21 protein-coding genes are annotated in these 22,470 nt (G+C 72.4%); 6 read left to right on the top strand and 15 right to left on the bottom strand.

The genetic code is table 11. The features are described 5' to 3' along the window. Nucleotides 1-12 precede the first annotated feature (12 nt). On the bottom strand, nt 13-729 hold the full coding sequence (locus ACGFNU_RS12265; protein WP_392592775.1) for a lysophospholipid acyltransferase family protein: 717 nt from the start codon (nt 727-729) through the stop codon (nt 13-15). A 382-nt stretch (nt 730-1,111) separates the two neighbouring features. On the opposite strand from ACGFNU_RS12265, the gene ACGFNU_RS12260 reads away from it, so the two are divergent. Beyond that, complete coding sequence (locus ACGFNU_RS12260) at nt 1,112-1,909, top strand: hypothetical protein (RefSeq protein ID WP_392592773.1); 798 nt, start codon at nt 1,112-1,114, stop codon at nt 1,907-1,909. Between the two features lie 28 nt (nt 1,910-1,937). Here ACGFNU_RS12260 and ACGFNU_RS12255 read toward each other — a convergent pair whose 3' ends face one another. From ACGFNU_RS12255 to ACGFNU_RS12230, 6 genes are all read right to left on the bottom strand, one after another. Beyond that, nucleotides 1,938-2,645 (bottom strand): endonuclease/exonuclease/phosphatase family protein, encoded by a 708-nt coding sequence (locus ACGFNU_RS12255; RefSeq protein ID WP_392592771.1) that lies wholly within the window; start codon nt 2,643-2,645, stop codon nt 1,938-1,940. Nucleotides 2,646-2,656: 11 nt separating this feature from the next. Beyond that, nucleotides 2,657-3,601 carry an ROK family glucokinase gene (locus tag ACGFNU_RS12250; protein WP_392592769.1) on the bottom strand — a complete coding sequence of 315 codons (945 nt, stop codon included), beginning with the start codon at nt 3,599-3,601 and terminating at the stop codon, nt 2,657-2,659. Between the two features lie 46 nt (nt 3,602-3,647). Next, nucleotides 3,648-4,121 carry a hypothetical protein gene (locus ACGFNU_RS12245; protein WP_392592767.1) on the bottom strand — a complete coding sequence of 158 codons (474 nt, stop codon included), beginning with the start codon at nt 4,119-4,121 and terminating at the stop codon, nt 3,648-3,650. A gap of 68 nt (nt 4,122-4,189) precedes the next feature. Further along, nucleotides 4,190-4,624, bottom strand: coding sequence for an SRPBCC family protein (locus tag ACGFNU_RS12240; RefSeq protein ID WP_392592765.1), 435 nt, complete (start codon nt 4,622-4,624; stop codon nt 4,190-4,192). A gap of 70 nt (nt 4,625-4,694) precedes the next feature. Next, a complete protein-coding gene (locus ACGFNU_RS12235; RefSeq protein WP_392592764.1) occupies nt 4,695-5,462 on the bottom strand; it encodes a metallophosphoesterase in 768 nt (255 codons plus the stop codon). Nucleotides 5,463-5,699: 237 nt separating this feature from the next. Next, complete coding sequence (locus ACGFNU_RS12230; protein WP_392592762.1) at nt 5,700-6,398, bottom strand: copper homeostasis protein CutC; 699 nt, start codon at nt 6,396-6,398, stop codon at nt 5,700-5,702. A 229-nt stretch (nt 6,399-6,627) separates the two neighbouring features. Here ACGFNU_RS12230 and ACGFNU_RS12225 point away from each other — a divergent pair, with 229 nt between their 5' ends. Continuing rightward, entirely contained in the window at nt 6,628-8,418 is a 1,791-nt protein-coding gene (locus ACGFNU_RS12225; RefSeq protein WP_392592760.1) for an AMP-dependent synthetase/ligase, read from the top strand. A 72-nt stretch (nt 8,419-8,490) separates the two neighbouring features. Here ACGFNU_RS12225 and ACGFNU_RS12220 read toward each other — a convergent pair whose 3' ends face one another. The 6 genes from ACGFNU_RS12220 to ACGFNU_RS12195 all read right to left on the bottom strand — a co-directional run bounded on the left by ACGFNU_RS12220 (nt 8,491) and on the right by ACGFNU_RS12195 (nt 15,214). Beyond that, on the bottom strand, nt 8,491-9,144 hold the full coding sequence (locus ACGFNU_RS12220; RefSeq protein ID WP_392592758.1) for an SDR family oxidoreductase: 654 nt from the start codon (nt 9,142-9,144) through the stop codon (nt 8,491-8,493). Nucleotides 9,145-9,219: 75 nt separating this feature from the next. After that, entirely contained in the window at nt 9,220-10,527 is a 1,308-nt protein-coding gene (locus tag ACGFNU_RS12215; RefSeq protein WP_392592756.1) for a DUF1996 domain-containing protein, read from the bottom strand. 33 nt (nt 10,528-10,560) lie between these two features. Beyond that, nucleotides 10,561-11,166, bottom strand: a complete 606-nt coding sequence (locus ACGFNU_RS12210) for a DUF4142 domain-containing protein (RefSeq protein ID WP_392592754.1) — start codon at nt 11,164-11,166, stop codon at nt 10,561-10,563. Nucleotides 11,167-11,383: 217 nt separating this feature from the next. Further along, nucleotides 11,384-12,895: a ferredoxin gene (locus ACGFNU_RS12205; protein ID WP_392592752.1), complete on the bottom strand. Its 1,512-nt coding sequence runs from the start codon at nt 12,893-12,895 to the stop codon at nt 11,384-11,386. Next, nucleotides 12,892-13,671 carry a hypothetical protein gene (locus ACGFNU_RS12200; protein WP_392592751.1) on the bottom strand — a complete coding sequence of 260 codons (780 nt, stop codon included), beginning with the start codon at nt 13,669-13,671 and terminating at the stop codon, nt 12,892-12,894. The genes ACGFNU_RS12205 and ACGFNU_RS12200 overlap by 4 nt, the downstream gene beginning before the upstream one ends. After that, nucleotides 13,652-15,214, bottom strand: coding sequence for a hypothetical protein (locus ACGFNU_RS12195; RefSeq protein ID WP_392592749.1), 1,563 nt, complete (start codon nt 15,212-15,214; stop codon nt 13,652-13,654). Before ACGFNU_RS12195 ends, ACGFNU_RS12200 begins: the two co-directional genes overlap by 20 nt. Nucleotides 15,215-16,079: 865 nt before the next feature. Here ACGFNU_RS12195 and ACGFNU_RS12190 point away from each other — a divergent pair. After that, entirely contained in the window at nt 16,080-16,295 is a 216-nt protein-coding gene (locus ACGFNU_RS12190; RefSeq protein ID WP_392592747.1) for a hypothetical protein, read from the top strand. 474 nt (nt 16,296-16,769) lie between these two features. Here ACGFNU_RS12190 and ACGFNU_RS12185 read toward each other — a convergent pair whose 3' ends face one another. Continuing rightward, nucleotides 16,770-17,378 carry a TetR/AcrR family transcriptional regulator gene (locus ACGFNU_RS12185; protein ID WP_392592745.1) on the bottom strand — a complete coding sequence of 203 codons (609 nt, stop codon included), beginning with the start codon at nt 17,376-17,378 and terminating at the stop codon, nt 16,770-16,772. 72 nt (nt 17,379-17,450) lie between these two features. On the opposite strand from ACGFNU_RS12185, the gene ACGFNU_RS12180 reads away from it, so the two are divergent. After that, a complete protein-coding gene (locus tag ACGFNU_RS12180) occupies nt 17,451-18,632 on the top strand; it encodes an MFS transporter (protein ID WP_392592743.1) in 1,182 nt (393 codons plus the stop codon). A 185-nt stretch (nt 18,633-18,817) separates the two neighbouring features. Here ACGFNU_RS12180 and ACGFNU_RS12175 read toward each other — a convergent pair whose 3' ends face one another. Next, entirely contained in the window at nt 18,818-20,368 is a 1,551-nt protein-coding gene (locus ACGFNU_RS12175) for a penicillin-binding transpeptidase domain-containing protein (RefSeq protein WP_392592741.1), read from the bottom strand. Between the two features lie 584 nt (nt 20,369-20,952). On the opposite strand from ACGFNU_RS12175, the gene ACGFNU_RS12170 reads away from it, so the two are divergent. Beyond that, the gene (locus tag ACGFNU_RS12170; RefSeq protein ID WP_392592739.1) at nt 20,953-21,309 is read left to right on the top strand and encodes a hypothetical protein; all 357 of its coding nucleotides are present in this window, start codon (nt 20,953-20,955) and stop codon (nt 21,307-21,309) included. A 148-nt stretch (nt 21,310-21,457) separates the two neighbouring features. Further along, complete coding sequence (locus ACGFNU_RS12165; protein ID WP_392592737.1) at nt 21,458-22,447, top strand: esterase/lipase family protein; 990 nt, start codon at nt 21,458-21,460, stop codon at nt 22,445-22,447. Nucleotides 22,448-22,470 lie beyond the last annotated feature (23 nt).

The raw sequence follows: 22,470 nt of genomic DNA, 5'->3' as shown, positions 1-22,470 counted from the left end.
GCGGCCGCCCGGTCAGTCGTCGTCCTCGGACGGGCGCGGCTCCCGGCCCGCCAGCTCGGCCTTGACGTCGGCGGCGTACCGGTCGACGTACTCCTGGCCGGACAGCTCGCGGATCGCCTCCATGATCTCGTCGGTGATCTTGCGCAGCACCTCGTGGTCGTCCTCGCTGCCGTAGTAGCGCGAGAAGTCCAGCGGCGCCCCGAACCGCACGCCGGGGCGGATGCCCAGCTTGGGGTAGGCCTGGCCGGGCGGCATCAGCTCGAACGTGTTGATCATCGCCATCGGGATCACCGGCACGCGCGCCTTCAGGGCCAGCCGGGCGACGCCGGTCTTGCCCCGGTAGAGCCGGTTGTCGGGGGCGCGGGTGCCCTCCGGGTAGATCCCCAGCAGCTTGCCCTCGTTCAGGATCCGCAGGCCGGTCTGCAGGGCGGCCTCGGCGGCGCTGCCGCCGGTGCGGTCGACGGGCACGACCCCCACGCCGGTGAAGAAGGCCTTGCTGATCAGGCCCTTGACGCCCCGGCCGGTGAAGTAGTCGTCCTTGCCGATGAAGAAGATCGGGCGGAACAGCGGCAGCGGGCCGAAGAAGTGGTCGGCGAACGACAGGTGGTTGCCCACCATCAGCGCCGGTCCCTTCTTCGGGACGTGCTTCATGCCCGAGTTCTGCGGCCGCCACACGATGTACATGATCGGCGAGAGAACGATCCTGAGCAGGATCCAGAACCAGAGCATGCCGACACCCTTCCTCCGCCCGCGTGTGCATGCGACGCGCGAGCCCTCACTCCAGACAGCAAGTCTCCGACGAACCGGGGATGATGGCACATCTTCCCATCTCGCCGCCATGCTGCCCACACCTGGAGGGCGGGCGGTCTCGCCCCGTGGTGTCCGGCACGGCCCGGGGAACGTAGGCTCTCCGGAGGAAAACCCAATCGGGTGCGTCCGAGGGCTTGTCCCGGGCGGCGCAGCGAATACCGTGGGACACACGTTTCGGGGTGTCCGGGAGTGGTCGGCGCGCGGCGCGGGCAGGCCACCCGGGGCACAGAGGTCATAGGGGGGCGGAGGCCGCCATGCCGGTGCTGCCGGTCACGCCGGAGTCGACGAAGGAGCCGGCCCCGTGAATCGCCGTGGCAATGGACTCTCAGCGGACACCTACGCTCCGCTCGTCGACCTGGCACCGCATCTGGCCGACGCCATGCTGACGGCGTTGCGCGAGGCGGGTGTCGCGGCGTACGCGACGCCGCCGGACGGGCCGGCCGAGCCCGCCGGGGAGCCCGGCGACGACGTGCTCGACCGGCTGTACGTCGACGTCGACATGAAGCCGACCGCCGAGAGCGTCCTGCGCGCCCACCTGACCCGGCTGCGCGACGCCCGCGGCGCCGACGCCGACCTGCTGGACGACCACCTGGACGTCGAGACCCGCGACCCGGCCGACCCCGACCGGGCCGACGCCGCGCCGGACGAACGCGACGAGGACGCCATCTGGGCCGAGATCGTCGCCGGGTTCGACGCCACTCCCGAGGGCGACCGGGTGCCCTGGCCCGACCAGGAGAACCTGCGGGACGAGCCCGAGCCCGCGGACGAGGGCGACGACCGCACCGGCCGCCTCCCCCGCGCCCGCGTGATCAAGTCGGCGGACGAGGAGGAGGAGGAGGAGTTCCCCGAGGCCGACGACGACGGCCACTATGTACCGCCGCCGCCCCCGCCGCTGCCCAGCGCCGACCCGCTCACCAAGGGCGCCTGGATCGCCCTGATCGGCGGCCCGGTCTACCTGCTGATCACCGTGGTCCTCAACTGGGAGGTGCCCGGCTGGGCCGCGTTCCTGGCGGTCGCCGCGTTCATCGGCGGCTTCGTGACGCTGGTGCTCCGCATGGGCGACGAACCCCGAGACCCCGACGACGGCGCGGTCGTCTGACCTGCCCACCCACGCGACTGCGAGGGCGCTAGGGGCGGGGTGGGCGGAGTTCGGCCAGCACTGGGCGGTGGTCGGTGGCCCGGGGGTAGTCGGCGGTGATCGACGGGTCGGCGGGGACGCCGCAGCCGATCACCTCGATGCCGGGGTCGGCGAAGACTCCGTCGATGCGGCGTCGCGGGGCGCGGGCGGAGAAGGTCAGCTCCTCCCCCGCGGGCGCCACGGCCCAGGCGTCCTGGCGGCCGTCGCACAGCATCGTCCAGCAGGGGCCGCCGGGCTCCTCGTTGATGTCGCCCGTCACCACGACGGGCGCCCCGTACCGGCGGCGGGCCCGGTCGAGGTGCGCGATCACCTCGGCGGTGTGGGCCCGGCGCGGGTCGTCGTAGAGATCCAGGTGCGTGCTCGCCGCGATCAGCCGTGTTCCGTCGATCTCCAGGGCCGCGATGGCCAGCGCCCGCCGGTGGATGCCGGGCACGCGGGTCAGCAGATGGAACCTGCGGCCCACCCGCCGGACGCGCGGGGCGGTGAACACGGCGAGGCCGCACGCCCGCCGTCCGGCGGCGATCCGGAGCCCGCAGGCGCGCGCCAGGCGCCGTCGCTGCCAGCGCCAGAACCAGAAGCGCGGCACCTCCTGAAGGCACAGCACATCGGGCCTCAGGGCGCGCACCACGCGCGCCACCGCGGCGGGGTCGTCGCGCAGCGACCGGATGTTGTAGCTGACGACCCGGACGGTGGTCACCGCCGGTCCGATCAGGTCCGGGCGAGGTCGGCGGCGCCCACGATGCCGGCCGCCGAACCGAGCTCGGCGATCTTGATCTCGGCCATCGGACGGTGCCCGCGGCCGGTGAGCGCGTCCTCGAACGCGGCGCGCACCGGGTCGAGCAGCAGATCGCCCGCGTCCGACAACCCGCCGCCGAGGACGAACGCCCCGGGGTCGAGGATGGCGGCCAGGTCGGCGAGTCCTTGACCGGTCCATTGCGCGACCGTGCGGAAGCACTCCAGGGCGGCCTTGTCGCCCTCCCGGGCGGCCTCGGTGATCTCCGGGCCGTTGATGCCCTCGGGCGAGCCGTCGCCGAGCTCCAGCAGCCGTCCCGCCATCGCCGGGGACACCCGGGCCAGCTCGCGGGCCTCGTGGACGAGGGCGTTGCCGCTGGCGTACTGCTCCCAGCAGCCGCGATTGCCGCAGCCGCAGCGGCGGCCCTCCGGCACGACCCGGAAGTGCCCGGCCTCAGCCCCGATGCCGAACCGGCCCCGGTAGAGCTCGCCGTTGATGATGATCCCGCAGCCGATGCCGGTGCCGAGCGTGATCAGGACGAAGAAGTCCTCACCGCGCCCCGCACCGAACCGGGCCTCGCCCCAGGCCGTGGCGTTGGCGTCGTTCTCCACGACGACCGGCAGCCCGACCTGTTCCTCGACCTTCTGCTTGATGGGTTCTTCGCGCCAGGCGAGGTTGGGCGCGAACAGGACGGTGGAACGGGTCTCGTCCACGAACCCGGCGGTGCCGAGACCGACCGCGGAAACGTCCTCGAACTTGCCCTTGAGCAGGTCGACGACCTCGGCGATGACCTCGGCGGTCTCCTTGGGGTTGGTGGAGGGCGTGGGACGCCGTACCTTCTCCAGGATCGTGCCGCGGTCGTCCACCACCCCCGCGGCGACCTTCGTACCCCCCACATCCACGCCGATGGTCAGGGCCACTACGTTTCCTCCTCTTCACGCGCCCCGGTCGGGGCCCGTTCGTGCACTACCCGATGTCGATGGGTTCGTCGCGCGCCGCCTCGGCCCACGGGTCCGAGTCCGGGCGCCGGGATCCGCCCGGCGCGGCCGATCCGCCGGACGACTCCGGCGGACGGGGCCCGCGCGACGGGCCGGATCCGCCGGCCGGCCGGGGCCCGCGCGTACGTTCGAAGGCCGCCATCACGTCGAAGGCCGCCGCCATCAGTGACTGCCCGGCCTGCCGGACATGCTCCGAGACGTCCGGCCCCGACTCGCGTGCCAGCGCGATGGCACGGCAGACGGGGCAGTTGCGGCACTCGGGGGCGCCGGTCGCGATGTGCGGATCCTCGGCCGTCGCCCGGCTCCACACGTCGTCGCCCGCGTCCTCGGCGCCACGATCTCCGGCGCCGTCTCCACCGCCTCCGCCTCCGCCGATCTTGCGCCACAGGGAGTCGAAGAGCTTGACGGCCTCATCGAGGACATCGCCTGGCTGCTCGGTCATGAGAAACATTTTCCATCTGTCGTCGGCGAGAAACCGTACCGTCCCCGCCGCGGTGACGAACACATCGGTCAGCGCTCGACGTGTCGCTTCAGCCCCTTGAGCGCCGAGTCGATGATGCGCTTCTCGGCCTTGCGCTTGACCATGCCGATCATGGGGACCCGCACGTCCACCGCGAGCTCGTAGGTGACCTCGGTCTCGGCGTCCCCCTCCACCAGGGAGTAGCTGCCGTGCAGGCCGGTCACCACGTTCCCCTTCTCCACCAGTTCCCAGCGGACGGAGTCGTCACCCTCCCAGTGGTAGGAGAGGCCGACCGTGTCGCTGAACGGGCCGCCGTCGAAGGTCAGCCTGGCCCGCGCCGCCCGGCCGTCCGCGCCGGTCTCCTCGACCGCGAACTCGCGGATGCCGCTGGCCCAGTCCGGGTAGGCCTCGAGATCGGCGATCACCGCCATGATCTCGGCCTTGCCCGCCTTGATCGTGGTCGAAGAACTCGTCCGGTCCGCCATCTGCGTTCCCTTCCTCCGGCTCGGCATGCGCGCGCCCGCGCACGGGCCCGGCGTTTCCAGAAAGTATTTTTCACACCGACAGCACGTAAGGCACCCCGCTGGCCCGGAAATGCCCCACATTCACGCATTCGGTCCGTCCGATGCGCATGCGCCGGGCGAGGGGCTGGTGAACGTGCCCGAAGAGCACGTACTTCGGCTGTGTCCGGTGGATGGCCTCCAGCACGGCCTCGCTGCCCCGTTCGAACCGCCTCGCCACCGTGTCGTACACCAGTTCGGGCACGGCGGGCGGGATGTGGCAGCACAGCACGTCCACCTCCCCCACCGCGGCGACCTTGGCGGCGTAGACGTCGTCGTCCAGCTCGTACGGCGTACGGTATTCGGTGCGCAGACCGCCGCCGACGAACCCGAAGCGCAGGCCGCCGAGCTCGACGACCTGGCCGTCCAGGACCGTGTGCCCCTCCTTCAGGTGCTCCGGCCACATGCGCGGGACGTCGACATTGCCGTAGGTGAGGTACGCCGGGACGGGCATCGCCTCGAACAGCTCCTCGTACTGCCCGTGCACGGCGCGTTCGATATGCGGCCAGGCGTCGCCGTCCAGCGACGCCCACATGCGCCGGGAGAAGTCCCGCGCCTCGTCGAAGCGTTTCTGGGTGCGCAGCTCGATGAAGCGGTCGGCGTTCTCCTGCCCGAACAGCTCGGCGAAGATGCCCTGGCCATGGTCGGAGTAGTCGATGAACAGGATCAGGTCGCCCAGGCAGATGAACGCGTCCGCCCCGTCGCCCGCCCGCTTGAGGGCCTCGGCGCGACCGTGGACGTCGCTCACCACGTGGATCCGCATGAACCGACTCTAATAGGACGGACCCCGTACCAATGACCCCCACCCTGGCCGCGTGTCAGCGCCTAGGGCCTGTCTCGACGTGGCCTCGACCACCGCGCGAGCGCGCTACCTGGCCGGTGAAGCAATGCCGAAGGCGAGCTTCGCCGGGCAGATCGCGAAGCGATGTCGCGCTCGCCTGATCCCGGTGAGGGGCGAGCCGCCAGGCGAACCCCGTGGGCCGGGATTTTGAAATAGAGCCTAGTCGCCGGTCGCGGCGGAGACCAGGGCGCGCCACTCGCCGACGAGGGCCGCGTCGACCGGGGCCTCCCAGGCGCCGTCGGGGCGCACCGCCGTGCCGACGTGGAACTTGGCGATGCCGGCGGCGGCCAGGAGCGCCACGTGCTTGCGGCGCAGACCACCCCCGGCCATGATCATCTCGGCGGACGCGGCGCCCTCGGCGGCCCGGCGGGCCAGCACGTCCACGCCGGCGTCGACGCCCCGCGCCGAGCCCGCGGTGAGAACGGTGTCGAGCGTGCCGCCCAGCTCCTTGACCGCCGCCCAGGCGGGAGCCGCGTCGTGAGCGTGGTCGAGCGCGCGGTGGAACGTCCACGGCAGCGGCGCCACGACGGCCGCCAGCTTGCTGGTCGCGCCGGCGTCGATCTGGCCGAACGAGTCGAGGAACCCGAGCACGAAGCCGTCGGCGCCGGCCTCCTTGAGGGTGTCGGCGGCGACCCGCAGCCGGTCGAGCTCGTGCGTGGAGGTGCGGAAGCCCGCATTGGCCCGCAACATCACCCGCAGTGGCAGCGATGTGACTTCTCTCATCTTCGCCACGACGTCCGGATCGGGGGTGAGGCCGTCCGCGGCCATGTCGGCGACGACCTCGATCCGGTCGGCGCCGCCCTCCTGGGCCGCCCGCGCGTCGGCGGCGTCGAGCGCGATCACTTCGAGCAGCGACATGGCCCTCCCCGAGTCACGTCCGTGAAACTCCCGCGTCGTTCCAGCTCAAGCGTAGGCGACGGGGCGGCCACGTCCGGGTGACCGGTCTCGGACTTTGCCTCACCGTTAACGAGGAGGCAATCCCCTCGGCTGGGTGAACGGATGCTTTCCTACCCGTGGGTATCCTCTGCGTTAAGGAAACCTGTACCGTCTTGCCCGCCGTTTGCAGTGTTCAAGCAAGGAGTAGGCCGTGCGCGAGTTCAGCGTCCCCGCCATGGTGGAAGTGCCCGGCTCCACCAATCTGACCGACGCGCCGTTCGATCGGGCCGCCGAGCAGCCCGGCCGGATCGTCCTCCGTCGCAAGAACGGGAGTGCCTGGCGGGCCGTCACCGCGGCCGAGTTCGCCGGCGAGGTCACCGCCATCGCCAAGGGCCTGGTCGCCGCCGGCATCGAGCCCGGCGACCGGGTCGCCCTCATGTCCAAGACGCGGTACGAATGGACCGTTCTCGACTACGCCGTGTGGACCGCCGGCGCCGTGGCGGTGCCGATCTACGAGACCTCGTCCCCCGAGCAGGTCCAGTGGATCATCGGCGACTCCGCCGCCAAGGCCGTGTTCGCCGAGACCGACCAGCACGTGGCCGCGATCGCCGGGGTCCGGGAGGAACTCCCGGGCCTCTCGCATGTCTGGGGCATCGACGTGGGCGATCTCGACGCCGTGGTGGCGCAGGGCAAGGACGTCGCCGACGAGGTGATCGAGGAACGGCGCCGCAGCCGCACCGGCCAGGATCTGGCCACGCTCGTCTACACCTCCGGCACCACGGGCCGCCCCAAGGGCTGTGAGCTCACGCACGCCAACTTCGTCCTGACCTCGCGCAACGCCATCCAGGGCGCGATCGCCGAGGTCGCGGTCGACGGCAGCTCGACCCTGCTGTTCCTGCCGCTGGCGCACGTGTTCGCCCGGCTCATCCAGGTGGCCTGCATCGAGGGCGGAATCGTCCTCGGGCACAGCGACATCGGCAGCCTGCTGCCAGACCTTGCCTCGTTCCAGCCGACGTTCCTGCTCGCGGTTCCGCGCGTCTTCGAGAAGGTCTACAACGGCGCCGAGCAGAAGGCGGCGGCCGACGGCAAGGGCAAGATCTTCGCGGCCGCCGCGGACACCGCGATCGCCTACAGCAAGGCCCTCCAGGACGGCGGGCCGGGCCTCGGCCTCAAGCTCAAGCACAAGGTCTTCGACGTGCTGGTGTACGGCAAGCTGCGCGCCGCGGTCGGCGGCCGGGTGCAGTACGCGGTGTCCGGCGGCGCGGCGCTCGGCGAGCGGCTCGGCCACTTCTTCCGCGGCGTGGGCATCACGATCCTGGAGGGCTACGGCCTGACCGAGACCACCGCCCCCGCGACCGTCAACCGGCCCACCGCCATCAAGATCGGCACCGTCGGGAAGCCGATCCCCGGCGTGACGATCCGCATCGCCGACGACGGCGAGGTGCTGGTCCAGGGCATCAACATCCTGACCGGCTACTGGAACAACGAGACCGCGTCCAAGGAGGCCCTGGAGGACGGCTGGTTCCACACCGGCGACCTGGGCTCCCTGGACGACGAGGGCTACCTCAAGATCACCGGCCGCAAGAAGGAGATCCTCGTCACCGCGGCGGGCAAGAACGTGGCGCCCGCGCCGCTGGAGGACCGGCTGCGCGCCCACCCGCTGATCAGCCAGTGCCTGGTCGTCGGCGACGGCCGCAAGTTCATCGGCGCCCTGATCACGCTGGACGAGGAGGCGCTCACGCCCTGGAAGGCCCAGCACGGCAAGCCCGCCGCCATGACGGTGGAGGACCTGCGCCGCGACGCCGACGTCATCGCCGCCATCGAGGCCGCCGTCGCCGGCGCCAACAAGTCGGTCTCGCACGCCGAGGCGATCAAGAAGTACGAGATCCTCGGCGTCGACTTCACCGAGGAGGCCGGTCACATGACGCCCAGCCTCAAGGTGAAGCGCAACGTCGTCATGCGCGACTTCGCCGCCGAGATCGACGAGATGTACTCCGCCTGACGGGCCGGCCGCCGGACCACGAGACATCGGAGCCGCGAGACGCCAGCGCCGCGACAGGCCGGACGAGCGGGCTCACAGGGCCGCGACGGCGGCCTCGATCGGGGTGTCGCCGTTCACGAGCTCCAGGGTGCGGCGCTCGACCCCGGACGCCCGCAGCAGCGCCACGATGACCGCGGCCACGTCGTCGCGGGTCACGGCGCCGCGGCCCACTTCCGGCTCGGCGAGCGTCACCTTGCCGGTGCCCTCATCGTTGGTGAGGGCACCGGGGCGCAGCACGATCCAGTCGAGGTCGCGCGCCCGCAGGTCGTCCTCGGCCTCCCCCTTGGCCTTGACGTAGGCGGCCCAGACGTCGTCGGTCCCGGCGCGCGGCGGCTGCCCGGCCCCCATCGACGAGACCTGGACGAACGTGCGGACCCCCGCCCGCTCCGCCGCGTCGGCCAGCAGCACCGAGGCCGCCCTGTCGACGGTGTCCTTGCGCGCGGCGCCGCTCCCCGGCCCGGCCCCCGCCGCGAAGACGACGGCGTCCGCGCCGGTCAGCTGGTCGGCGACCTCGTCCACGGTCGCCCTCTCCAGGTCGCACTCGACCGGCCCCGCACCCGTCTCGCGTACGTCGCCGGCGTGGTCCGGGTTCCGGATCAGGCTCAGCACGTGGTCCCCCCGGGCGGTCAAGAGCCGGGCCAGCCGCAACGCGATCTGACCGTGCCCTCCCGCGATCACAACGTTCATGCGTCGATCATACGGACGCCCGCCCCCGCCGCCTCGTGGTGAGGCGGCGGGGGCGGGCGTCCAGCGGTGGGCGGGTCAGCAGCGGCGACCGCTGTTGACACAGTTGACGACCTGCTGCATCAGGTTCTCCGGCATCACGTTCTCGAAGTCGGCGTGGTCGGTGACCGGTGCGTGCCCCTGCTCGGGGAACGAGTCGACGGCGAAGGCGAGGGGCTGGTTGGGAAGGTTGTAGGTGAGGGTCATCTGCAGGCGCGGGATCGCCTGGGTGCCCTGCGCGCAGTTGCCCTGCTGGTCGGGGAAGACGACGTGCGTCCGGTGGTTGGCGCTGTCGGTGTTACGCCCGTCCCAGCAGCTGGGGAACTCCAGGACGCGGGTCACCTGGCTGTTGCCCGGGCAGATCGGGTACTTGTCGGTGAGGGCCCGGTTCTGGAAGCCGGTGCAGGTCCACGAGGCCTTGGCGTTGGCCACCCCGTTCGTCCCCGCCTTGGCGTCGCCGGTGATGATCCGCAGGAACTGCGGCATCGCCGTCACCTTGCTCTGCCCGTTGCCGAGGAAGGTCATGCTCGCCCTGGAGGGTGCCACGATGCGGCCGACGTTGCCGTCAGCGGTGCTCTGCTGGGCCTGGTTGGAATCGTCCTGCTGCTGGCGCACGCGCATGACGGGCCAGAAGTACGTGGACTTGTCCTGGCGGGCGCACGTGGTGCCGGCCGCGGCGAGGCTCTCGTCGGTCGAGAAGCCGTCGGTGGACAGGTTGCCGACGTAGTCGTGGATATGGTGGGCGCCGTTCTGGACGCCGGGAGCGACGATGAAGTTGTCGGGGTTGTGGTGCTCGTTCTGGTTCGTTCCGCACTGCGAGGTGAACGAACCCCGGGAGGCGTTCTGCCCCTGCTGGGCACGGGCCTTGGCCGGCGCCTGCTGGATGGGGACGAAGTCGGCCGCGACGGGCCCTTCCTTCACCGCCTGCTGGTTGTCGTTGCCCTGGTTGTCGTTTCCTTGGTTGTTGTTGCCCTGGTTGTTGTTCTGGTCGTTGTTCTGGTCTCCGTTCTGACCGTTCTGGTCACCGTTCTGACCGTTGTTCTGGTCGCCGTTCTGGCCGTTCTGCCCGTCTCCGTTCTGGCCGTTCTGGCCGTCGCCGTTCTGACCGTCGCCTCCCTGGCCACCGTTGTTCTGGCCGCCGTTGTTCGGATCGTTCGGGTCGGCCTGGCCGCCGTTCCCGCCGTTCTGGCCGCCGTTCTGGCCGCCCTGATCGGGGGGGTCGGTCGGATCCGCCGCGACCACGGCGCCCAGCCGCGCCTGGGGTGCCGCACCGGCTCGCGCGTCCGTCGCCGAGGCGAGCAGCAGCAGCGCCGGGATGACGACCGCGATGCCTTTCCTTCTCATCATTTCGATCTCCTTGGAAGCTGGCTGCCATTCCCGTCAGGAGGCAAGGGCGTCCGTGGTGGCCAGACCCGTGCTCTCCAGCAGCGCCATGTGGGTGTTGACGAATCTGAGGCAGCGCTCGGCGAACGCCCGGATCTCGGAGTTCTCCGTGCTCGCCCGCGTCTTGGCGATGACGCCGAAGACCTTGCCGTGCGCGGCGCGCAGCCTGAGCACGAAGGTCCGGTCGTAGTCCGCGCCGAACTTGCCCGACATCTCGGCCAGCCAGCGCTTCTGGTCGGCGTTCGGCTCGCTGGGCAGGATGACGCCGAGGCGGGCGGCGGTGGCGCGAGTGTCCTCATCGAGCTGCATGTGCTGCTCCATGATCATGTCTCCCACCTCCTTCACCCGCTGGCTGGCGGCCCGCTGCTGGGCCTGCTGCCCGGCGGGCATCTCCCAGAGGCCGGCCCGCCGGACGGCGGCCAGCAGGGAGCGGTCCGCCTCGGAGAGCCGGCCCCAGCGGGTCTCGGTCACGCCGTTGCGGGTCTCGCCGTCCGCCGGCGCTCCGGGTGGACTGAGCACGACGAAGAGCGCCGCCAGCACGGCGGCGCCCGCGGCCGCCACCAGAAGGAACTGACCGCGTCCCAGCCGTCGCATGGTGCGCATTTCCGCGATTCCGTACGACTTCCTCAAAGCGACCAAGCTCCTTTCCGGGAATGCACCTTTCGACCCGAACAGGGGTCGTTATGGGGTACGCAGGTCCGTGGCGAGGGGGTTCAGCGGTTCGGGCCTTTTTCGCAACGTTTTTCAGGGCGTTTTCAGGCATGCCGAAAGGGGCCCCGCCGCATGCTGAGGGGCCCCGCCTCGTGCTGTTCGAATGACGTCAGGAACGGCGGGCCGAGGCCCCCGGCATACTGCTCGTGACACGCAGGGCGAGAGCCGGGCACATGGCCACCGCCCGCTGCACGTCGCGTTCCATCCAGGTCGGAACGTCGGAGCCGAGCACGACCGGGAAACCGTGCCGGTCCAGCTGAATGAGCTCGGGCACGAGATAGGCGCAGAGGCCGTGCCCGTCGCACCGGCTCCAGTCGATCGCGACGCGGCCCTCGGCGCCGGTCGGCACCGGCAGCGGCAGTACGCCGAACACCGGGAGCCCGCACGAGCCCCCGTACCGGTGCATCTCGATGTCGGGGCCGAAGGCGTCGACGGCCGACAGCACGAACTTCGCCGTCCCGTCCGGGTGGCTGCAGGCGCCGCGGCCGCGGCCGATGCCGGCCGCGCGGCGCACGTCGTCGACGCTGCCCGACCCGTCCGACAGCGCGGTCAGCGTGCGCACCACGTCCGGCAGGCCGAGGCGGCAGGGCCCGCACTGGCCGGCGGACTGGGCCGCGAGATACGAGGCGATCCGGGTGACCTCTCCGAGCGGGCAGGTGCCCTGGCCCAGCGGCAGGATGATGCCCGCGCCGACCGTGCCGTTCACCGCCCGCATGCCCTTGCGCGACAACACCGCGAGGGAGACGCCGCGCGGGTCGAGCCACATGCCGTGGTAGCCGCCGACCAGGACTCCCTGGCCCGGCGGGACGTCACAGTGGTCGAGGACCGCCTGCAACGGCGTGCCGTACGGCGCCTCGACGACCCTGGTGCCGCCGATGGTCAGCAGCGTGGTGCCGGGCTCGTCCTCGGTGCCGGCCGACGCGTACAGGTCGGGGCCGAGCGAGGTCAGCACCGCGAGCTGGGCGAACGTCTCGGTGTTCGACAGCAGCGTGGGGAAGCCGTCGACGCCGGACTCGGACGCGCGGACCTTGACGCCCGGCGGGATCGGGGTCTCGCCGTTGATCGCCCGGATCACCGAGCCGCTCTCGCCCGAGATGAACCGTTCGGTCAGCCTGACGACGCGGGCGGGCATGTTGCGTTCGGCGATGGCGGCGCGGACCGACCGGGCCGCCTCGTCGTCCTCGACCGCCACGACGATCCGCTGCGTGCCGAGGGCGGTGGCGGCGATGACCGCGCCGTCCAGCACCAGGTGCGGGGCGCGGGTGAGCATGACCTTGTCCTTGGAGCTGCCCGGCTCGCCCTCCGCCCCGTTGACCACCACGACCGCGTCCTCGTGCGACCGCCGCCGCTCCGCCGCCTCGCCCGGGAGCAGCTCGCCCGCGCCCTCCGGCGAGGTGATCTGCGCGGCGACCGCCATCAGCTTGCGCGCGAACGGGAAGCCCGCCCCGCCGCGGCCGCGCATGTCCACCTGCTCGGCCAGCTTGACCAGGTCGTCGAGCACCGGCGCGTACAGCTTGCCGTGCACGGCGAGGTGCCGATCCAGGTCGAGCCGTTCGAACCGGTCGAAGCCCAGGGTCAGGCGGGGCCCGCCGATGTTGCTGACGGTGACGGTCGAGCTCATCCAAGTACCTCGGTCTCACGTTCTCCGGACGAGGCCGCGCGCGCGGCGGGTGCCGGCGCGGGTGCGGCTGTTTGACGGCGGGGTCCCCGCTCGCGAATGGGCTGGGCCAGGGGCGCGCCGGCGGTGTCGCCGACGTACCGCACGGTCCGCGGCCGGATCCCGACGATCATCCGCGTGATCAGGCCGAGCGACACGGCGCCCGCGCACATCAGGTAGCTGAGCGTCACCCAGTTCGCCGCCGGCCGGCCCGCGGTCAGCCCGTGCCAGATCGACAGCGGCCAGCTCGCGTAGGCGACCGCGTGCATCGACCGCCACACCCACGGCTTGGAGCCGAACGCGAAGCGGCGGCGCAGGAGGCCGGTCACCACGATCACGATCATCAGGTCGAGGGCGACCGTGCCGACCCCGATCGGGCCGGCGGTGGGGATGACGATCTGGGACGGCGCGGCGAGCCCGCTGAGCACCTTCACCATGAAGTGCGCGATCAGGAAGGTCACCGCCAGCAGGGAGGCGGCGCGGTGCATGCCCTGCGCCCAGACGCGGTGCTGGATGCGCAGGATCAGGCGGTCGGTGGCCAGCAACCCGGTGACGACCGACGTGGTCATCGCGAGCAGGGCGAAGACTCCCGCGTAGAACGAGAGGAAGCGCTGCACGTCGCCCGCCACCGACGCGCCGGCCGGGGTCGCCGCGCCGACCAGGACCGCGATGGACCCGACCACCAGGACGCGCAGCGCCCAGTTCGGCAGCGCCGGATCGTCACTGCTCTTCGTCTGCACTGTTCGAACTCCCCTTCTGCGTACCATCGGCCGGCGGAGTGCTCGGCCGGGCGCCGGGCGCCGGCTGGTCGGCCGGGCCCGGCGGCTCCGTCGGCGGCACCGGCCCGAGATTGGCCAGCGGCGCGCCAGGGAGCACCTGGAGAAGACCTCGTTCGGCGAATCCGAGGAGGGGACGGGCCCGCTCCCGGAAGATCCAGCCCCCGAGTTGCGCGCCGTCCAGCGGCACGTTCTCGCTCGCCCCGCGGAGGGCGAACTGCACCTCGGCACGAGGAGCCGGGGCGCCGCCGCACGGCAGGTCGCCGCCGGTCCGGCCGAGCGGGTCGCCCTGCTTGACCACGCTGCCGTCCCGGAGCTGCGCGACGTCGCGCATGCGGTAGTAGGCGCTGGCGAGGCCGCTCGGATGGATCACCATCACGAAGCCGCGGCTGCCCGCCGCGCAGAACCGGTACAGCCGCCCGTCGCCGGCGGCCGCCACCTGGCCGTCGCCACCCGTGAAGGCCAGCGCGGCGAGCGGTCGCGCCCCGGCCCCCTCGGTGGCGCCGAGCGTCCAGGACGCCCCGACCCGCCACGGCAGCATCAGGCCGTCGCCGACCCGGGTGCCGTTGGCGGCGGAGGCGCCCTGCCCTGCCGTCATGGCGCTGTGCTTGCTGAGCAGGCTCGCCTCGCTGACCGACATCATCGCGGGTGGCATCCGGCCGACGATCCCCGCGAACGCGGTGGTGCCCGACAGCGCGGGCTGCCACCTGCCCGCCGTCCAGCGCGCCGCGAACAGCGCGACATGCGGCATCGACGAGCGGCCGGCGGGCACGGGCAGCGCCGTCGTGCCGAACGCCCAGGTCCGGTCGCGGCTGACCCGGCTGACCACGACCAGCGGCGGCTTGTCGGCGGGCACCCCGTACTCCTGCCGCGCCGCCGCGCCGCGCTGGGCCACCGTGAGCTCGCGGATCTGCGACGTCAGCACCTGGAGGTCGGGCACCGCGGCGGCGCCGCCACCGGTGGTGCCGCCGCCGCCCTGCCGGGACGGTGCCTGCTTCTGCGGGCTCCGGTCCGGGAGCGCGGCCTTGGCGTTGGGCTTGCTGAGCGGCCGTTCGGCACCGGCCGGGCCGGAGTCCCCGATCGGCCCGCCCTCGATCACGCTCCGCTCGACGATCGCCAGCAGCGCGAGACCGGTGATGATCGAGAAGACGATGGCCCCCGCGTTCATCCGCTCCGTCCCGAACGACCGGCGTGCCGGTCCCGGGCGCCGGGGCCGTCCCACCGGCTCCCGCTCGGGCCGCCGCCCGCGCTCGGGCGGCGCGCCCGCCCGCCGCTTGGCGGCCGGTCGCCGCTTGGGCTCGGACTCGCCCCACCCCGCCGACTCGAGCGCCTTCCAGCGTTCGGCCTCGGACGGGGTGGCCCGCCCGGCCTCGGCCGCCACGCGCCGCGCCGACTCCGAGGGCCGCTCGGGAGGCGCCGCCGGGCGCTCGGCCTCGGCAGGCCGTACGGTGCCGGGCAGCGGCGGCCGCCCACGCTCGGCGACCCTCCCCCGCGTGGGCTCGGGCACCGTCCGGGCTCCAGGCCCAGATGCCAGCCACTCCTTGGTCGCCGGAGCATCGGACCGGAACGCGGCAGGCCGGGCGGACTCAGGCGCGGCGGCGGGCATCCGCGGCTGCTCAGGTCTGACCACGGGCAAGCCCTCATGCTGAGGTGTGGTGGCACGCGCAGACTCGGGCATGGCAGGCCGAGCGGGCGCGGGCGCTCCCCAACCCTCAGGCTGAGCTGCCGCAGCACGCCCAGCCTCAGGTACGGGCGCCGACGGCATCCCACGCTCAGGCACACGTCGCTGCGCCGCCGGGCGGGCAGCCGCGGGCGGCATTCCGCGCTCAGGCACCCGCTGCTGGCCAGGCGCCGCCTGGCGTCCCGGCGCAGGCATCGTCCGCTGCTCGGCTTGGGACGCAGGCACTGACGGCATCCCACGCGCAGGCACCCGCCGCTGGCCAGGTGCAGCCTGCCGTCCGGGTTCAGGCACCCGCCGCTGTGCGGCGGGTTGGGCAGGCGCAGGAGGCATGCCGCGTTCGGGCACTCGCTGCCGACCGGGCGCCGCCACGCGACCAGGCTCAGGCATCCGCCGCTGCGCTGCGGGGCGGGCGGGCGCAGGAGGCATGCCGCGTTCGGGCACTCGCTGCCGACCGGGCGCTGTCGGGCGGCCAGGCTCGGGCATGCTTCGCTGCTCGGCTTGGGGCGTGGGCATTGACGGCATTCCGCGCTCGGGCACCCGCTCCTGGCCCGGTGCCGCTTGGCGTCCAGGTTCAGGCACTCTCCGCTGCTCGACCGGGCGAGTGGGCGCGGGCGCCATTCCACGCTCAGGCACCCGCCGTTGCGCGGACGCCGCCTGGCGTCCGGGCTCGGGCATGCTTCGCTGCTCGGGCTTGGACGGAGCGGACTCGGAAGCCGACCGGCGGCCGCGCTCGGGGGTGCCGCGGCGGCGGGAGCGGGAGGCCGCCCGCCGGCCGGGCTGCGGCGCCGACTGCCGGTCCATCTCGGGCATCGCCCGGCGCCAGGTCGGCGACATCACCTGCTCGCCCGCGGCGGCCATCGCCGGGTTCGCGGACGGGGCGGGGGTGGAAGGAGGCGGGGTCGCCTGACGCCCGGCCGAGGATGACCGGCCGGTCACGCCCTCGGGGCGCGCCGAAGCAGGCGGCTGTTGCTGCCGCTCAAGCTGCGGTTGCCGCTCCTGCTTACGCCGACGGGACCGCTGGTCCCGAGGCGTCCGCTGCCGCGTCTGCAACTCAAGTTCGGGTCGCTCCCATGGCAGGGGGCGATCCCAGTTATCGCGTCGCACCATGCCCTCTCCTGTGGAGGAGACGGAGTCACGGTGAACGACGGCATTGGTTCCGTCCGGCTCGCTCCGGGTCCGCTCAAACCCGGGCGTGCCTGCTTCCTGAGACGTCGTGGACGCTACCGCGTGGAGCCCGCTCTGCTCCAGTGGCGCCCGTGGGCGGTCACCCGCCCCGACGCCTCAGGAGCATACGCCCCAGAGACCACTTTGATGAGAGATGGCGGCAAAAAAGCCGCCGCGAGTCCCCTTTCGGGGGCCGTCTCCCTCATCAGAGGGCAGGTCACCGTGATGGGTTCACGTCGTTCCCATCGGTGTCCCGAAGTGCGGTACGTGCGAAAGCCATGACATGTTCACGCATCGCCGCGATTGATTCGGGATCGTCCATCCTGCCACCGACGAGGATCTCGGCGAGCTGGGGCATCACCATCGGCATCATGGCCATGCCCTTCAGCGTCAGCAGGGTGCGGCCGACCTCGGGTGAGGGCTCGCGGTCCATGCGCGCGGCGAGCGAGGCGACCGCCTTGCGGCAGCGTTCGACGCGCCACTCCTGCTCGGGCAGGGCGCCCGGCCTGACGTGCAGGCCCTCCCAGGTGAGGAGCCGCAGCAGGTCGGGGTGCTCCTGGTAGTAGTCGAAGAGGTGCCCGACGTACTCGACGGGGTCCTCGCCGGGCTGCGGGGTGATCGCCGCGAACTCGTCCAGGGCGACCTGGATCACCGCGTCGAAGAGCTTGTCCTTGTTGCCGAAGTAGCCGTAGATGCGCTCCTTGTTGACGCCGGCCCGCTGCGCGATGCGGTCGACGCGCGCGCCCGCCACGCCGTGCTCGGCGAACTCCTCGCGGGCCGCGGCGAGCAGGGCGTCCTTGGTCGTCAGGCTGTCCTTCTTCGGCATGGCCCCAGCATAGCCGACCTGCGACCAACTAGTTGGTTGACATCCAACCAGTTGGTTGGCTACGGTCGCTCCATGACCACCGCCACGCACCCTGCCACCGGGCCCGCCGTCCCGGCCGCCGCCCCCCGGTACGCGCCGTTCGCCCGCACGCTCGTGGTGTTCTCGATCACCGCGATGCTGGCCACCGGCCAGCTCTACGGGCTGATCCCGCTGGTGAACGCGATCGCCGCCGACTGGCAGACCACCCCCACCGCGGTGACCTGGCTGATGACCGTCTACGGGTTCGGCTACGCGGCCGGGTTCCTGCTCTTCGGCCCGCTGTCGGACCGCTACGGCCGCCGCCGGGTGATCGTCACCGGCGTCGCGGCCACCGCCGTCACCACGCTCCTGGTCGCCACCGCGCCCGGCCTGGGCGCGGCGGTCGCGCTCCGGATCGTGCAGGGCATGACCATGGGCGCCTTCCCGCCGGTCGCGATGGCCTACGTCGGCGAACGCATCGAACCCCGGCGCCGGCTCGTCACGGTGACCATGATGACCACCGGCTTCCTCGCCGCCGCGGTCGTCGGCCAGCTCGCCGCCCAGTGGCTCGCCGGGTTCGGCTGGCGGCTGTTCTTCGTGGCCGGCGCGGCCGCCTTCACCGTCGCGGCCGCCGCGCTGCGCTGGGCGATGCTGCCCGACGGGCCCGTCTCGGACGCCTCGCCGCTCGACGCGTACCGGATCATGCCGTCGCTGCTGCGCTCACCCGGCCTGCGCCTGCTGTACGCGGCGGTGCCCACCGTCCTCACCGCGTTCGTCGCGATCTACACCGGGCTCCAGCTCACCGGCATCAGCGGGCTGCTGGGGCTGCGGGCGAGCGCACTGCCCGTGATCCTCGCGATCCCGTTCCTCACGCCGCAGCTGGCACGGATCCCGGGACCGCGCCGCGCCGCCGTCGCCCTGGCGATGGCCGCCGCCGGCACCGCCCTGATCGGCCTGCTGACCCCCTCGACCGTGGGGCTCGCGCTGCTGCTCATGCTGGTCACGGCCGGCATCGCGGTCGCCGCGCCCAGCCTCGTCGACACGATCGGCTCCCGGGCGGGGACAGCACGCGGCCCGGCGATCTCGCTCTTCACCGCGCTGCTGTTCGCCGGGGCGAGTCTCGGCCCGCAGGTAGCCGGCCTCCTCGCCGACCACGGCATCGCCCCGCTCGCATTCGCCCTGACCGGCATGCTGACCGTAGGCGCCGCCCTGACCCTCGCAGCCCGCCGCTCCTAAGCCCCCGACCACCGCGCCTAACGATCGCGGCCCGCCGCGCTTGACGTCCCGACCGGCGGGCCTGACGGTCGCGGGCCGTGCCCTTGAAGGTCTTGTCCGGCGGACCTGACGATGCGGCCACTGGCCCTGGCGGTCTCGGCCTGGGTGGCTCGGTCCGCATCTGATGGTCGTGCCGGGTCCGGCGGTCAGTCGGTTTGGCGGAGGAAGGCGGCGGCTAGCGGGACGGCGACCTTGGGGCCGGAGCCGCCGCCCTGCACGAACGCCGCGAAGGCCAGGTCGCCGCGGAAACCGATGAACCAGGCATGGGACGGCTCGCCGGTCCCGACCTCGGCGGTGCCGGTCTTGCCTCCCGTACCGGGCGGAAGGCCGGCACCCGCGGCGGTGCCCCCGGTCACGACCGCGCGCATCATGGCGCGGAGCGCGGTCGCGTCCGGCACGTCGTGCGAGGGGCGGACCGGGTCGCCGGTCTTGCGGATGAGCCGGGTCGCCACCATCCGGGGTGAACGCCACGTCCCGTCCGCGACCGCTCCGGCGACCATCGCCATCATCAGCGGGCTCGCCTCGACCCGCCCCTGCCCGATGGCGGCCTCGGCCAGTTCGGCACCGCCGCCGGGCTTGGGGAAACTTCCCCGGGACGCGGGCACGCCTGGCGTGACGGGCTCGCCGAAGCCGAACGTCCGCGCGCCGGCCGCCAGCTTGTCCGCCTTCAGCCGTTCGACCGCCAGGCTCGCGAACGTGGTGTTGCATGACTGGGCGAACGCGTCGCGCAGCGAGGCCCGGCCCACCGATGTCCCGTCGTGGTTGCGGATCGTGCGCTGCGCCGTCACCACTGTGGCGGGGCAGTCGGCGCCGGCGTCCGCGCTCATGCCGTCGTCCAGCAGGGCCGCCGCGGTGACCACCTTGAAGGTGGAGCCGGGCGGGTAGAGGCCGAGGAACGCGTTGCGCCCGCCCAACCCGTCGGCGACGGCGAGGATCTCCCCCGTGGAGGGCCGCAGGGCCACGATCGCGGCCTCGCCCGCGTCCTGGACGGCCTTCTCGGCGGCCTCCTGCACCCGCCGGTCCACGGTGGTCCGGATCTTCTTGCCCTTCGGGCCGCCGAACAGCTTGACCCGCTGCACGGGCCCCCCGCCGTCCTGCAACTCGATGACCCAGGGCGACGCGCCGTCCGTCTCGTCGTCGCTGAGGTCGAGCCGTTCGGCGAGCTCACTGACGTACGGCTCCAGCGAACCGCCCTCGGGCAGCGCCTTGCCGTCGCGATCGGTCAGGGTGAGCGGCGGCACCTCGATCTGGCGCAGCCGCCAGGAACCCACGCCCTTGAGCCCCGGGTAGAGCGTGGCGGGCGACCACTTCACCCGCCACCGGCCGTCGACCTTGCCCAGCCGCAGCACCGAGCGGAACGACCAGGTCCCGTGTCCGGACAGCTCCCGGCTCACCGTGAAGTCCAGGTGCGCCTGGTCCGGCCCGGTCCGGACGAGGCGTCCGGGCCGCAGGTCGATCGACGTCACCCCCAGCCCGCGGGACAGCGACCGGTGCTGATCGGCGAAGTTCGCCGGAGCGTCCGCGATCAGCTTCTCCATCCGCGGGAACGAGCCGTCGCCCCACGCGGTGAGGTAGTCCGCCGCGACCTTCTCCGGGGTCGGCTCGTTTCCGCGCGGAAACCCGAGCGCCGCCACGACTCCGGCGGTGAGGACAAGGACTACAGCCCCCGCCAATACGACCAATCCACGTGCACGCATCGAGATCTCCCGGGCTCGACGATCAGCACGATCATTACAGCGTTTCCTGGCAACGCGGAAGCGTCCTGTTACTCACGTTTCTATTGAGTTGTCATACTTAGCGGCATCTCAGACCTGCCTTAAGTGCGTCCTAATGGTGGAGACATGGGGCTTTTGGCGGCATAACTTCGGGAGTGTCATCCGGTCGACGACAGGACGGAGGAGGTGCCCCCGATGAGGAACGGACGAGCTGGGGCGGCCCACCCTCCCCCGGGGAGTCGCGGCCGCATGCCGGGGTCGTGCCCGGCACTCCCGTCCACGCATCCGCGGTCCCACGGGACCGGCAGGCCGGCACGGCGCACCTACCTCCAGGTTCTCCCCCTTATTGAGGGCGCCGGGCCGGCACGCACGGAGAACGACCCCACCTCGACAGGGGCGTCGCGTGGAACTGGTCTCCGGGACGAAGGGCACGACCCCCACCCCTAGACGTGGGGTGGGCTACCCGCCGACGGCGCGGCGGCGGGGAGCCCACCTCACAAAGTTCTCAGGGACGATTGAGTACCTGTACTCATGGCGGCGGACGCCCGGCGCGAGATCGTCATCTCATGAGCATCTCGCCCCGTTTCGAGCCCCGACCCGGACGAACTTCCGAGCGGAGGACGCTCGGCCGCGCCGCCGGCATCGGGGCCCTGATCGGACTCGCCGCGGTCGCCCCCGTCCTGGTGACGGCCGTCGGCCCCCAGGTCCTGGCGGCCCTCCGTCCCGGCGGGCTCATCGGCCCGCACCTCCTGACCGGCCTCCGTCCCGGCGGGACGCTGACCGGCCTGCGCACCGGCACCGGCGCGCTCACCGGGCTCAAGCCGCTGTCGATGCCAATCTCGGTGGGGCCCGCGGACCGCGCCCGCGTCACGCTCCTCAAGGCCTCCTGCGGGCGGCGGTTCAGCGGCCTCCGGGACCGCTGACCGACGCGGACGTGGCCGGAAGATGACGATCTGGCAGCGACGCGTGGTTCGCAGCCGGGCGGCCCCTCGTCCTTCGTATGATCTCCCCTGGCCCGGACCGCCGATCCGACGGGGGACGGCGTAGAGACCGTGCCGAGGGAGTCTCATCGTGCGTCGCCGCCTCAGGCCTGCCCGGCTCATGCCCGGTCTCGTTCTCACCGTCGTCCTCGCACCAGGAACACCCGCCCACGCACAAATCACACCTGCGCAGAGCGCACCCGCAGAGACCACGCCCACGCAATCAGCATCCGCGCAATCAACGTCCGCACACGCCGCGTCCGCGCAAACCGCGTTCGCCGCATACGGCGCGCCTGCGCAAGTCGCACAGGCCGCCCCGCCCGCGCCCATCAAGCGGCCGGTCTATCTCGTCCACGGCGTCCAGTGGGACGGCGGTACGGATTGCGAGACGTCCTGGCAGAACGCCAAGGGCGCCCTCCGCCGCCAGAACTTCCGCGGGCCGCTGATCACCTGGGGCTACTACCGGGACGACCGGCGTTGCTCGGTCACCTATCAGGGCGACGTCGACACCGGGATCATGGAGCTCGGCCGCCGGCTCGCCTGGGAGATCTACACCAGGCACTCCCGGCATGGGCGGCCGGTCGGGCTCCTCGGCCACTCCATGGGCGGTCTCATCGCGGCCGCCGCCCTGGTGGGCGTGCACAAGTACGGCGGGAGGACGCGGACCTGGCCGCCGTACCTGAGGGTGACCGACGTCGTCACGCTCAGCACGCCGTTCCAGGGCGTCACCTGCGCGGCCGCGCGCCTCCAGTGCCACGATCTGAGAGCGGGGAGCCCGTTCCTGCGGTGGCTGGCGTCCTACCAGAACCCGCAGGGCCGCGGCGGTACGGACTGGACGCTCATCGGCGCCTACGACGACACCCAGGTGGTCCCGCGATCGGCCCTCGGCACCGCGGCCCGGCACAAGATCGTCTACCTGCGCGGGCAGCGCGTCACGCACACCAACGTGCGTTACTTCGCCAAGGGCGCGCGCTGGAAGTTCCGGTACTCCCACCAGTGGGGCAAGCAGGTACACCAGACCGCCAAGGGCGCCGCCCCGCTGCGGGCGGCCGCCCTGGCGCTTCGCGGAAGAGCCCAGTAGTCAGCCGGTGAGCGGCCAGCCGG

Source organism: Spirillospora sp. NPDC048911, from assembly GCF_043198015.1.
Classification (GTDB): Bacteria; Actinomycetota; Actinomycetes; order Streptosporangiales; family Streptosporangiaceae; genus Spirillospora.
Note: the sequence above shows the minus strand (reverse complement) of the source record. Positions and strands in the feature narration are given on the sequence as shown.

What these genes read in the sequence shown, in the direction of transcription:
- ACGFNU_RS12265 (WP_392592775.1), bottom strand. Translation starts at nt 729, where the DNA reads ATGCTCTGGTTCTGGATCCTGCTCAGGATCGTTCTCTCGCCGATCATG.
- ACGFNU_RS12245 (WP_392592767.1), bottom strand. Translation starts at nt 4,121, where the DNA reads ATGACCGAGCAGCCAGGCGATGTCCTCGATGAGGCCGTCAAGCTCTTC.
- ACGFNU_RS12240 (WP_392592765.1), bottom strand. Translation starts at nt 4,624, where the DNA reads ATGGCGGACCGGACGAGTTCTTCGACCACGATCAAGGCGGGCAAGGCC.
- ACGFNU_RS12235 (WP_392592764.1), bottom strand. Translation starts at nt 5,462, where the DNA reads ATGCGGATCCACGTGGTGAGCGACGTCCACGGTCGCGCCGAGGCCCTC.
- ACGFNU_RS12230 (WP_392592762.1), bottom strand. Translation starts at nt 6,398, where the DNA reads ATGTCGCTGCTCGAAGTGATCGCGCTCGACGCCGCCGACGCGCGGGCG.
- ACGFNU_RS12220 (WP_392592758.1), bottom strand. Translation starts at nt 9,144, where the DNA reads ATGAACGTTGTGATCGCGGGAGGGCACGGTCAGATCGCGTTGCGGCTG.
- ACGFNU_RS12215 (WP_392592756.1), bottom strand. Translation starts at nt 10,527, where the DNA reads ATGATGAGAAGGAAAGGCATCGCGGTCGTCATCCCGGCGCTGCTGCTG.
- ACGFNU_RS12210 (WP_392592754.1), bottom strand. Translation starts at nt 11,166, where the DNA reads ATGCGCACCATGCGACGGCTGGGACGCGGTCAGTTCCTTCTGGTGGCG.
- ACGFNU_RS12205 (WP_392592752.1), bottom strand. Translation starts at nt 12,895, where the DNA reads ATGAGCTCGACCGTCACCGTCAGCAACATCGGCGGGCCCCGCCTGACC.
- ACGFNU_RS12185 (WP_392592745.1), bottom strand. Translation starts at nt 17,378, where the DNA reads ATGCCGAAGAAGGACAGCCTGACGACCAAGGACGCCCTGCTCGCCGCG.
- ACGFNU_RS12180 (WP_392592743.1), top strand. Translation starts at nt 17,451, where the DNA reads ATGACCACCGCCACGCACCCTGCCACCGGGCCCGCCGTCCCGGCCGCC.
- ACGFNU_RS12175 (WP_392592741.1), bottom strand. Translation starts at nt 20,368, where the DNA reads ATGCGTGCACGTGGATTGGTCGTATTGGCGGGGGCTGTAGTCCTTGTC.
- ACGFNU_RS12170 (WP_392592739.1), top strand. Translation starts at nt 20,953, where the DNA reads ATGAGCATCTCGCCCCGTTTCGAGCCCCGACCCGGACGAACTTCCGAG.